Here is a 12,017-nt window from a genome sequence, read left to right on the forward strand (position 1 = left end):
CAAGCCATTAACCATCAGCGCGCAAATGCTGGAGAGACCCGAGTGCCGTACCCCGAAAATCAACCAGCGGAGGCCGCGTTGTGAGCGATGCGAGCGGATCAGAACGACTTGTGGCGCAGAACCTTTCAGGCCTCGCCCTGCAACGGTTGGAAAAAGCGATCATGGAAGGCGAACTTGGCCCCGGAGAACGGCTGAGCGAAAGTGGGCTTGCAAGACGCTTCGGTATTTCGCGGGGTCCCTTGCGGGAAGCGATCGGCCAGTTGGAGGGTCGCAAGCTGGTCACGCGCGTTTCCAATCAGGGAGCGCGAGTGGTTTCCCTGTCCAAAGACGATCTGCTGGATTTGTTGCAGGTGCGCGAAAGCCTTGAAGGGATGGCGTGCCGTCTTGCCAGCGAAAGGATGAGTGAAGCTGATCTTGCGCAGCTTGAAAACATGCTGGCCGCGCACGAAAAGACAGACGCGATGCAGTCCGGGCGTGGCTATTTTCAGGCTCCTGGGGACGGTGATTTTCATCAGGTGATCCTTGCCGCCTGCGGTAATGCGCGCTTGTCCGGCATGCTCGGAAACGAGCTGTACTCGCTGCTGCGGCTTTACCGCCACCGATTGTCGATGCGTCCCGGACGGCCTGCCGAGGCCCTTGAAGAACACAAGCGGATCCTTGCGGCCCTGAAGGCGCGCGACCCGGATGCGGCGGAGGCAGCAATGCGGGCGCATCTGCGCAGCAGCCTGTCTGCGGTTGAGGATTGGCTGACAGATGAGGATTTGGGAAAATGAACACCACGCTCGCGGACCGTCGTAAAGCGTTTCGCACGCGCATCGCGCGCCGCGATGCGATGATTTTGCCGGGTGCGGGGAATGCCCTGACCGCGCAGGTGATTGCGGATCAGGGATTTGACGCCATCTATGTGACCGGAGCGGGGATTGCCAACACCTATCTGGGCGCGCCGGATATTGGTCTGGTTACCCTGACCGAACTGGTGGGGACGGTATCGGCCATTGCCGAAATCACCGACCTGCCGCTTGTTGTCGATATCGATACCGGGTTCGGCAACGCCATAAATGCGCAGCGTACCGTGCGGATGATCGAACGGGCCGGTGCCGCCGCGGTACAGATGGAGGATCAGGTCTTTCCCAAGAAATGCGGTCATTTTGCGGGCAAGGCGGTGATCCCCCTGAATGAAGCGGTGTCGAAGGTCAAGGCGGCGGTTGATGCGCGCGAGGATGCTAACACATTGGTCATCGCCCGCACGGACGCGCGTGCCATTCACGGGCTGAACGCGGCACTTGACCGGGCGGAGGCGTTTGTAGAAGCGGGTGCCGACATGACGTTTGTCGAAGCGCCGACATCGCTCCAGGAAATGCAGGCGATTACAACGCGGCTTTCCGTTCCGCAGGTCGCGAACATGGTGGTTGGTGGCAAGACCCCGTTGACGGCGCAGGCGGATCTGGCCGGACTGGGGTTCTCGCTGGTGCTATACGCCAATACGCCATTGCAGGCTGCCATGCGTGCGATGAGCGATGTTCTGGCGGCGCTCAAGGCAGATGGCGACGTCACTCGCGTCATTGACAAATTGGCGGATTTTGAAGAACGCCAACGCCTTGTGAACAAGCAGGGATACGATGTGCTTGAAGCCCGGTATCAGATCGACTGAGCCAGCACCGTCCCAAGCGCCATGGCCACGGCGGCCTGCGTTGGATCAACGACGGGGCGACCGATGGCCGTTTCAAGTTTGGAGCGGTGGGCAGAAAGGCCGGCACATCCAAGCACGACGACGTCGGCTCCGTCCTCGCGGACAAGGGTTTCTGATACCGTTTGCAGACGTTCCAAGGTGCCTGCACCGGTCGCGGTTTCCGCAACCGACATGTTCAGTGGTCTTTCCGCCACCATGCGATCCAGCACACCCATGCGCCGCAGGTATTTGCGGTGGCGCAGGATTGATCCTTCGGCGATTGCGATGACCCCGATGCGGTCACCCCGCGCCATGGCCGTCAGAAAACCACTTTCCTGCATCCCGAAGACGGGCACGGAAGCGGCTTCGCGCGCGGCATCAATACCGGGATCGGAATAGCAGGCAATCACGAAAGCCGCAGCATCCGTGCGGTGCTGGATCATCGCCAGCAATGGCGGCACTGCCGCGTCGCTGTCCGCCTGACTTTCAATACCAAATGGCCCCTCCGGCACAGTTACACATTCAATCGCCACGCCGCTGGCCACGCGAAAGGGGGCCACAGCGGCATCAAGGCCAGCGGTCACATCGGGGTTCGAGTTCGGGTTGATGACTAGGATTGGGCGGATCATGACAGATCCGCTTTGAAGTTTTGGGTGGGGTCCAGCTCCGGCACCGGCTGGCCCGGATGTCCCGTCAGGTCGATCGGTGCCCGTTTCACAAATGCGCCAGAGCCGGGTTGCGCAATCAGCTCGCCCTGATCAACGATCCGGCGTCCCCGGCCCAGAACCGTTATCGGCCAACCTGTAACTTCAAATCCGGCGAAGGGATTGTAGTCCATCGCATCGTGCATCTCGCCCGCGATGCGGGTCTCTTGCGGGTCCCAGATTGCGATGTCTGCATCTGCGCCAATGGACAATGTGCCTTTGCGCGGCAGCATGCCATAGATCTGCGCGGCGTTTGTCGATGACAGCGCGACGAATTGGTTCAGGCTGATCCGGCCCCTGTTCACCCCTTCGGAGAACAGCAGGGGCAAGCGCATCTCGATGCCCGGCATGCCATTGGAAATCCGGCGAAAATCGACATCACGCCCGTTGCTGAACTTGCCCGTGTCATCAAAGCGATAGGGCGCATGGTCCGACGACACCAGTGACAAGGTTCCGGCCTGTACATGCTGCCAAAGTGCGGCTTGTGTCGGCGTGTCGCGCAACGGTGGAGAACATATGTACTTCGCGCCCTCCATGCCCGGCCTGTCCAGATCATCGCGGGTCAGAAACAGGTACTGCGGACAGGTTTCCGCCCAGACCTGCCCGCCTTCGGCCCGCGCATTGGCCACCAGTGTCGCGCCGACCGGGGTAGACACATGGACAATAAAAAGGGGTGCTTGTGCCAGACGTGCCAGCGCGATGGCGCGGTTAATTGCTTCTTCCTCGGCCAGACCGGGGCGGGAGGGGGCATGATAGCGGGGCGCGGTATTGCCGCCTTCGATCATGCGCCGGGCCATCCACTCCAGCATGTCGTGGTTTTCCGCATGCACCATTGTCAGCGCGCCATGTTTGCCCGCAACGGACAGGATATCCAGAAACTGCGCATCGGACACGCGCGTGGCATAGGTCATGAAGACCTTGAAGGATGTGATCCCCTTTGCGAAGACCTCTGGAAGTTCGTTCAAAACATCCGCAGTCGGGTCGGTCAGGATCAGATGATAGGACCAGTCGAGCACGGATTTCGGCGTCGCTCGCGCGTCGTAGGTCTCCAGCGTTTCGGCCAGACTTTGCCCCGTCTTCTGGGCGGCAAAGGGGACGAAGCAGGAATTGCCCCCGAATGCCGCCGAGATGGAGCCGGACTGGAAATCATCGGATGTCATGACACCCATGCCGCTTTCCTGCGCGATATGGCAATGCGCTTCTATGCCGCCGGGCATGACAATCCGGCCGGTGGCATCGATAACGTCCTCGGCATCGGTAACGGCCTCTGCAATGGTGACGATACGACCGTCACGAATGCCGATGTCGGCTTGGTAGGTTTCTGTTGCGGTGGCAAGCGTGCCGCCGCGGATGGCAAGGTCATGGGGCATGGGTCATCCCTTTGTTCCATCAGGGTAGATGACACCCGTCTGGCCGGTAATACGTCCGTAGTGTTCGATCCGGCGGTGCCGCTTGAAGTCAAAGATCGTCGACTTGCCGAATTCGGTCGCGTCCATGTCACAGGCATGAACCAGCAGTTCATCACCGTCCGTTTGCGCCTTGGCCGCGATGGTGCCGTCCGGTGCCACGATGATACTTCCTGCGCACAAGGGATGCCCGTCTTCGTCGCCCGCCTTCGCGACCGCCACCACCCACGCTGCATTCTGGTAGGCACCTGCCTGACAGGACAGTTCGGAATGAAACGCACGCATGGACGGGCTCTCGTCGGGGTTTTGCGAGTTGCCGATTGGGGTGTTGTAGCCAAGCATGATCAGCTCTGCCCCTTGCAGACCAAGTTCGCGGTAGGCTTCAGGCCAGCGGCGGTCGTTGCAGATCAGCATGCCCATCCATGCGTCCATGTTCCTGAATACCGGAAAGCCAAGATCACCCGGTTCGAAATAGCGCTTTTCGAGATGTTGAAAGCTGCGTTCGGGGTCGAATTCGGAATGTCCGGGCAGATGCACCTTGCGATATGTTCCAACGATATCGGCGCGCGCGTCCGTCAGAAGCTGAGTGTTGAAGTGCCGCCCCTGCGGCGTCTTCTCCGCGTATCCGAAGGAAATGGCGATGCCATGCGCGCGCGCACGGTCGAAAACAGGCTGCGTGGCTGGGTTCGGCATCTCTGTCTCGAACCAACTGTCCACCTCGGCCTGATCCTCGATATACCACCTTGGGAAAAACGTCGTCAGGCACAGTTCAGGAAAAACCACCAGCGTGCAGCCAGCAGACTTGGCCTGATCCAGAAGCGTTATCATTCGGTCGACGACGGCTTCGCGGGGATCGGCGCGCTGAATTGCGCCCATCTGGGCCGCGCCGATAACGATTTCACGCATGGTGTGTTTCCCTCCTTCGGATGTCAGCGTGGCGCATGTGCCATTTCGGCAAAAAGCGGGTCGAGGGACGGCGCAGATTCCAGATCCATCACCATGTCCCAGATCCGGACCGCTGCATCCTCCTGCCAAAGCCGCGTGGTCAGCGACAGGTACTTGGCCCTGATTTCTTCCGGCTGGTAGGGCGCGGACCAGTCGCCCCGGTTGGTTTCGGTTTCAGCGCTTAGTGTTTCCCCGGATTTCAGGGTCACGGTGACCCGTGCGGGGCGCTTGTTCGGTAAAAGTGCTGTCATCTCAGCGTTTTCGACCACCTCCACCCGCGCCGCGAGATCAAGGATTTCCGGATTGACGACATTCGGCATCGTGAAGCTGTCCACACCGGATGACCCATTCACCAGAACCGTTGCCACCGCGAACGGGACGGAGAACTTGCCTGCCAGCACATTCTTTGGTGCGGGATCGTCCAGCTCAACCGCCAGGACGTAGGTTTCGACCGTTACTTTTTCGACATCACGGTAGTCCAGCACCTGCGATCTTTCTTGCAGCTTTGCCAGTGCGTCGAGTGCTGCGTGATTGTAGCGGCAGCAGGAGTGCATCTTGAAATAGTTGCGGCTAACTTCCCACCTGTCACCAAGCTGAGCCGTGAAGGCGGCGTCATCGAAGCTGTCTGACACGACATAACCGAAAACCTGCGACACGCCGTCCTTGTCCCCGGTAAATCCCGATGCGATCAGGTCACCTGCGAGGATCCCCATCTGGCCGGAGACGCCGGCAAAGACATTCCGCACCGTGCCGCCATCCAGCATCGTGCGTCTTGAGGTGGACAGGCCAAGGCTGGCTGACAGGCTGATGGCGTGGCGCATTTGTTCAACGTCTGCTCCCTGCAGCCGGGCCACTGCTGTGGCAGCACAGATTGCGCCCCATGTTCCATGCGGATGCATCGAAGGGCGCAACTGTGTTGCGATGCCGACCCGCGCACCCACGTCATAGCCAAGTGCGATAGCGGCAAGAAGATCAGCACCGCTGACCCGCTCAAGCGCTGCCGCGGCGGCAAGGGCCGCGGGAGCCGTGTGCATCCCCGGATGCCCTTTGCAGAATTGGTTTCCTTCGTCCATTTCCAACGTCGTACCGGCGGTGCCGTTCAGCAGCGCCGCAGTGCCGGACGTGCGCGTTTCACGTGTTCCGATCAGCAGTGCCGGACCGGCACCCTGTTGCCGCTCCGCCAATGCGGCAACGTCCGGCTCCGCAGCACCGCCCACAATCGCACCGATGCAATCGGCAAGGATCAAAGCGCTGCGCGCCTGAACGGTCTGTGGAACATCGGCAGTGCGCGTTTGTGCGGCAAAGGCCGCCACCTGTCCCAGACCACTCATACCTTGCCCTGCGTTGGATTTCCTGATTGCCTATCAGACTAGGCTCACGACGGTCGGGGCTGCAAGCGCTAAGGGGGTTTCATGAAACGGGTTCTGGTGATCGTGCCTTTCCCCATGAGCGAGGAAAACCGCGACCAGCGTCGCGCGCAGCTTGACGCAGTCGAATTGGGGCCAGACATCGAATTCGTCTTCGAATCTGTCCGGGTTGCGCCAAAGAACTATGTCAGCGCGTCTGACATGGCGCTTGCGGAATTCGGCGCATTGGAAGCAGGATTGGAGGCTGAGAAGCGCGGTTTCGACGCGGTTTGTATCGACACAATGTCAGACAGCGGCATGGCTGGGTTACGCTCCGAATTGTCGATCCCGGTCATTGGGCCGGGACGGGCGTCAATCCTGATGGCGATGATGTTGGGCCATCGATTTTCCATCATCGCCATGTGGCCGCACTGGCAGCACCTTTACCGCAAGACGCTGACCGAACTGGGGGTTGAGCGCCACTGCGCCTCCGTTCGCTGGATCGATGCCACACCCGACAATCAGGCGCTGATGGCGGGCAAGGAAAGCGGTGTTTTTCCCGCACTCGAAGCTGTTGCGCGCCGATGTATCGAAGAGGACGGTGCCGATGTCATCCTGCTGGGCTCCACCACGATGCATCAGGCGCATGCCTATCTTGATGCGCGCCTGCCTGTGCCTGTCGTCAATCCCGGCCCGCTGACCTACAAGCTGGCCGAAACCGTGCTTGGTCTGGGTCTGACGCACAGCCGCGCGGCTTATCCGGCGACCTTGGCGCCGCGCCGCGATGTGATCCATGCGATGCTGGATGCCGCCGAAGCGCATGATGCGACGTGAAAGCGAGGGAGATGAGATGAAAGATAAGGCCCCAAAGGATCACGTCCCGGATCACGCGCCAATTCTGTTCAATGGCTTTGACAAGGGTGGCAATGTCAGCGCGCCTAACCGCATCTTCAAATCCGCCATGAGCGAGGTCATGGCCGTTCAGGGAGAGCATCTTCCAAACGAACGCCACCTGAAAGTCTACAGGCGTTGGGCGGCCGGCGGGACCGGCATTCTGGTTTCCGGCAATGTCATGATTGATCCAACCGCCTTGGGAGAGCCGGGCAATGTCGTGCTGGAAGATGATACGCACCTCGACCGGTTTGCTGCATGGGCAGATGCCGTGCATCAAGCAAACCCGGAAACGCAGTTCTGGATGCAACTCAACCATCCTGGCAAGCAGAGCCCGAAGTTCCTGACACCGCAACCTGTTGCGCCAAGCGCCGTGCCGCTGGGGCAAGGATTGGAGGCCGCTTTTGCCGCACCCAAGGCGCTGGAGGAGAGCGAGATTTCAGATCTGATCCAGCGCTTCGCGAGATCTGCCGAACTTGCACAACGGGCAGGTTTCGACGGTGTGCAAATCCACGGGGCACACGGCTATCTGGTCAGCCAGTTCCTGTCGCCGCATCACAACCGACGGACGGATGAATGGGGCGGCAACGCGGAAAACCGTCGCAGATTTGCGATTGAGGTGTACCACGCCATCCGGCGCGCAGTGGGACCGGATTTCCCTGTTGCGATCAAGATGAACAGCGCAGATTTCCAGAAGGGTGGTTTCGAAGGGGATGACGCGTACGACCTGATTGCCGCGCTCACCGACGCGGGCATTGATCTGATCGAGATTTCGGGCGGTAATTATGAAAGCCCCGCGATGACCGGCGCCCGACAGACAACTGATCGCGAAGCATATTTCCTCGATTTCGCCGAGGAGGCCCGGCGTCGCTCGGAGGTTGCCCTTGCTGTTACGGGCGGCTTTCGGTCCGTGGCCGGGATGGAGGCCGCCCTGGCATCCGGTGCCACGGATTTCATTGGTATCGCACGGGCGCTGACGCTGGATCCCGAATTGCCCAAGCACGCAGCGGCTGATCCTGATTACCACTGCGATGTCGGGCGACCCAGCACCGGCATCAAGGCCCTCGACAAGATGTTCATGATCGCGATTTCCTATTACGAAAGCCAGATACGCCGGATGGGAAACGGTCGGAACCCGGATCCGAAGATGTCAGCCTGGCAATCGGTCATGCAGAGTGGCCTTGCGCTGGGCAAGGCGGCATTTCGCAAGAGGCGGGCTTGAAGGGGAGCGCTGTCGCATTGCAGTGTTTCGGCAAACCCCTCGCTTCGCAGCACACAGATAAATGAGCGGGGGTCGCGCATGGTTTTGGGACGTGTCCCCTTGGCGTCTGATGGAGACCAGTATCGAGAGCACGCCTCAGGGTACTTGTACTGGATGACGATACCTGCCTTTTCGTCGCCCATCATCAGAAAGAATTTTGCATAACAGGACGATTACGGCTAACCTTTGCCGATAGATATTTTTTACCTTGAGATTTTTGCGCAAGGAACAACGCTTTGAAACGACTCGCTGAAATCCTGCTGCTTTTTGTGTTCAGCTTCATCTACGTACCGATTGCGAGCGCTGAAACGATCAAGCAAGCAGTACAGTTCGCGCTGACATCGAACCCCGCTTTGAAGGCGACCGAGGCGGAGATGCGGACAAGTGCATTCGAACTGATGGAGCTTCGGTCAGAGTATCTGCCCAAGGTTGAGATCTTTGGTGAGGCCGGGTGGCAGCGGGTCGATGATCCCGCCTTTCTGTCACCTGCGGACAACAATAACATCGAAGACCGTGCACAAATCGGCATCAACGCGAGTGTTGTGATTTTTGACGGCTATCGGCGGTCCAATCTGGTTTATGCGAACGCGGCCCGTGTCGATGGCAATATCTTCCGGCTTCTTGATGCATCGGAGACAATGGCCCTGAACGCGGCCGAAGCCTATATCGATGTTGTGCGTCATCGCGCGCTGATACAGGTGGCCAAGCGCAACATCGCGTCGCACCGCCGCATTGCGCGTCAGGTCCGTGATCTGGTCGGCAGCGGCCGGTTGCCCAACAGCGATGCGCTGACCATCGAAGACCGTATCAGCTTTGCAGAACTTGCGCTGGCAGACGTTCAACGGGGTCTTCGCGACGCAAACGCACGGTATAAGCGGGTCATCGGTCGGGCACCAGCCGCCAAGATGCACCTTCAACGGGCGTCTGTCCCCCGATCACTGGATGAACTGACCCAGCAATCCATCCAGAACAGCTACCGCGTTAAATATGCGCAGGCACAGATCGACCAAAGCCAGTTCCAGGCAGAGGTGGACTTGTCGGACGCCCGCCCCAAGCTGACCCTCAATGCCGGGGTCACCCGTGACATCAATCGCAACGGTCTGCGCGGCACCCGCACGGATGAATATGTGGGCGTCGGCCTGCGATGGACGTTGTATCAGGGTGGGCGCAAGGCGCAGCACAATGCCAATGCGCAGCGGACCCAAAAAGCCCTTTCCGAACGCGCAGTTGCAGTGCGCGAGGTAGTGGAACTGGCCGCGTTGTCCTGGAACAACTACCGATCCACCGCTGAGCGGAACGCGATGTTGCGGCAGCAGTTGCGGATCAATGGCCTGATCGTTGAGGTCTATGGGGATGAATTCGCGGCGGCCAAGCGGACCCTGCTGGACTTGCTGGAAGTTGAACGGGCGCGTTTCAACGTGGAATTCCAGAAGGTGAGTTCCGACGCCGGTCTTGCCTTCGGAACCTACCGCGTATTGGCGGCCGGTAGCGTGCTGGCGCGCCACTTTGGCGTGAAAAGCAGTGATATTACGATTGAACCGAACTTTCAGGCCCGCGCAAGGAACAGGCCAACGCAGGTCTTCAACGTAAACATAGAGCCGTTGAAATGACCAACCGGAGCGACACCGCCGAGACGGCTGTGTCGGTCCCGAATGCTTCGGGAAATGACGCGCCGGGATACGCGGTTGTTGCGTGGTTCGCCCAGTACTTCAACAGGCCCTACTCCCCTGCCGCGGTAGCTTCGCGCCTGCCAGCGGGTGCTGATCTGACTGATCCCTTGATGATGTCCCGCGCGCTGGCGGCAATCGGGCTCAAGTCTCAACTGGTCAATCGCGCGCCGCATAAGATCGATCCGATTGCCTTGCCCTACATCCTGCTGCGCGAAGGGCGCAGCCCGCTTGTTCTGACATCCGTCGCGCGGCGAAGGGGAAACGTCAGTGTGGCCGATCCGGATGCGCCGGGCGGGACGCGCATCATGGCGATAAAAGAACTCAAGCGGGAAGTCCGGCCCGAAGCCCTGCTTGTCACCCAAGCTGACGATCGTGCCAGCCGGATGCTGTCGCCTGATGCATCTCATACAGCCCCCGGCAAAGGCCATTGGTTCTGGTCACCTGTGCGCGCCAACTGGGGCAATTGGGTGCAGATACTGCTGGCGGCGCTGTTGATGAACCTGTTGACGTTGGCGCTGCCGCTTTTCGTGATGAACGTCTATGACAAGGTCATTCCAAACCTCGCATTCGTCACCTTGTGGACGCTGGCGATCGGTGTCGGCATTGCCCTCGCTTTGGATCTCGTGTTGCGCACCGTCCGATCCAACATTCTTGAAAACATCGGGCGGCGGGTGGACCTCAAAGTGGCGGCGCGGCTTTTCGAACAGGCAATGAATGTGCGGATGTTATCGCGCCCCGGGGGTGCGGCGGGGATCGCCAGCACGATCCGTGATTTCGAAATCGTGCGGGAATTCTTTGCCTCTGCCACTTTCGTGTCCATCATAGACCTGCTTTTCATCGGCATCTTCGTGGCCGCCCTTTTTGCAATCGTCGGTCCGATTGCATTTGTGCCACTTGCCGCGGTGCCGGTCGTGCTGATCGTTGCGCTTATCGCGCAGATCCCGCTGGGCCGCTCCGCAGCACGGGCGCAGCAGATGGCCACGAAACGCCACGTGGTGCTTGTCGAATCCCTTTCCAACATCGAGACGATCAAAACCCTGAATGCCGAACCCTTCATGCAAAAGGAATGGGAAGCGGCCGTGACGGCGTCGTCGCACGTCAATGGCCGCACGAAATTCTGGTCTGGCATTGCCACCAACGGGACCATGCTGGTGCAGCAGGCCGTCAGCGTCGGCATCATCGTTTGGGGTGTTTTCCTTGTCTCGCGTGGAGAGATTACAATCGGCGGGTTGATTGCGGCGAACATTCTTGCAGGACGCGTGCTGGCCCCATTGGGCACCATCGCGCAGACAATTTTCCGGGCGCAATATGCGTTCAAATCGATGGCGGCGCTTAATCGTTTCATGGCCCTGCCGGTCGAACAGGGTGATGCGATCCAGCGGACGCGCAATGTCACCGAAGGCGCTATTTCTGTGCAGGATGTATGTCTGACCTATCCCGACGCCCCGCAGCCCGCCCTGAACAATCTCAACTTCGAATGTGCGCCCGGCGAATGTGTTGCCCTTTTGGGAAAGGTCGGGTCTGGCAAGACCACGGCCGGTCAGGTTCTTTCCGGTCTGCTGGAACCTGACAGCGGTTCGGTTCTGATTGATGGAGTTGCCCAATCCCATTACGAGCCTGCCGACTTGCGACGGGGGGTCGGCTACCTGCCGCAAAACCCTGATTTGTTTACCGGAACCCTGCGTGAAAACCTGATGATCGGTGATCCAACAGCAGACGACGAGGCGTTGACAAAAGCGCTTTATGGCGCGGCGATGGATGGGTTTCTGGCGCAAAGTCCCGAAGGTCTGGACATGTTTCTGGGGGAGCAGGGCGACAGGCTTTCCGGGGGCCAGCGGCAGGGTGTCGCCCTTGCCCGATTGTTGCTGCGCGCGCCAAAGGTGCTGTTTCTGGATGAGCCGACAAATGCCATGGACCAGCAGATGGAAGCCGCCGTGATCGCCCGTCTGCGTGCGCTCAATCAGCAAGGAACCGGTCTGATCATATGCACGCACCGTCAGACATTGGCGGCTCTGGCGACGCGTCTGATGGTGATGGAGCAGGGGCGTATTGTGCTGGATGGGCCGCGCAGTGAAGTTCTGAACAAGTTGCGCACGGCAAGTGCAGCCAAAGCGGCGGAGTAGGC

General features: G+C 59.8%; 10 protein-coding genes. 6 read left to right on the plus strand and 4 right to left on the minus strand.

The features are described 5' to 3' along the window. Positions 1–80 precede the first annotated feature (80 nt). Positions 81–773 carry a GntR family transcriptional regulator gene (locus AB4X18_RS12640; RefSeq protein ID WP_370400420.1) on the plus strand — a complete coding sequence of 231 codons (693 nt, stop codon included), beginning with the start codon at positions 81–83 and terminating at the stop codon, positions 771–773. After that, complete coding sequence (locus tag AB4X18_RS12645) at positions 770–1,651, plus strand: isocitrate lyase/PEP mutase family protein (protein ID WP_370400421.1); 882 nt, start codon at positions 770–772, stop codon at positions 1,649–1,651. The genes AB4X18_RS12640 and AB4X18_RS12645 overlap by 4 nt, the downstream gene beginning before the upstream one ends. On the opposite strand, the gene AB4X18_RS12650 is transcribed toward AB4X18_RS12645, so the two are convergent. Genes AB4X18_RS12650 through AB4X18_RS12665 form a run of 4 tightly spaced genes read right to left on the minus strand, consistent with a single transcriptional unit; the run spans position 1,639 to position 6,055 of the window. Continuing rightward, positions 1,639–2,298, minus strand: a complete 660-nt coding sequence (locus AB4X18_RS12650) for an aspartate/glutamate racemase family protein (protein ID WP_432816658.1) — start codon at positions 2,296–2,298, stop codon at positions 1,639–1,641. The genes AB4X18_RS12645 and AB4X18_RS12650 overlap by 13 nt on opposite strands. Next, entirely contained in the window at positions 2,295–3,743 is a 1,449-nt protein-coding gene (gene hydA / locus AB4X18_RS12655; RefSeq protein WP_370400423.1) for a dihydropyrimidinase, read from the minus strand. The genes AB4X18_RS12650 and hydA overlap by 4 nt, the downstream gene beginning before the upstream one ends. A 3-nt stretch (positions 3,744–3,746) precedes the next feature. Then, complete coding sequence (locus tag AB4X18_RS12660; protein WP_370400425.1) at positions 3,747–4,685, minus strand: N-carbamoyl-D-amino-acid hydrolase; 939 nt, start codon at positions 4,683–4,685, stop codon at positions 3,747–3,749. Positions 4,686–4,708: 23 nt separating this feature from the next. Next, entirely contained in the window at positions 4,709–6,055 is a 1,347-nt protein-coding gene (locus AB4X18_RS12665; RefSeq protein WP_370400426.1) for an MmgE/PrpD family protein, read from the minus strand. An 81-nt stretch (positions 6,056–6,136) separates the two neighbouring features. On the opposite strand from AB4X18_RS12665, the gene AB4X18_RS12670 reads away from it, so the two are divergent. The 4 genes from AB4X18_RS12670 (at position 6,137) to AB4X18_RS12685 (ending at position 12,015) form a co-directional block, all read left to right on the plus strand. Further along, positions 6,137–6,904, plus strand: coding sequence for an aspartate/glutamate racemase family protein (locus AB4X18_RS12670; protein ID WP_370400427.1), 768 nt, complete (start codon positions 6,137–6,139; stop codon positions 6,902–6,904). Between the two features lie 16 nt (positions 6,905–6,920). After that, positions 6,921–8,183 (plus strand): NADH:flavin oxidoreductase/NADH oxidase family protein, encoded by a 1,263-nt coding sequence (locus AB4X18_RS12675; RefSeq protein WP_432816659.1) that lies wholly within the window; start codon positions 6,921–6,923, stop codon positions 8,181–8,183. Between the two features lie 275 nt (positions 8,184–8,458). After that, positions 8,459–9,832 (plus strand): TolC family protein, encoded by a 1,374-nt coding sequence (locus AB4X18_RS12680; RefSeq protein ID WP_370400430.1) that lies wholly within the window; start codon positions 8,459–8,461, stop codon positions 9,830–9,832. After that, complete coding sequence (locus AB4X18_RS12685; RefSeq protein ID WP_370400431.1) at positions 9,829–12,015, plus strand: type I secretion system permease/ATPase; 2,187 nt, start codon at positions 9,829–9,831, stop codon at positions 12,013–12,015. Before AB4X18_RS12680 ends, AB4X18_RS12685 begins: the two co-directional genes overlap by 4 nt. Positions 12,016–12,017: the final 2 nt, after the last annotated feature.

The organism is Sulfitobacter rhodophyticola, from assembly GCF_041281685.2.
Lineage (GTDB): Bacteria > Pseudomonadota > Alphaproteobacteria > Rhodobacterales > Rhodobacteraceae > Sulfitobacter.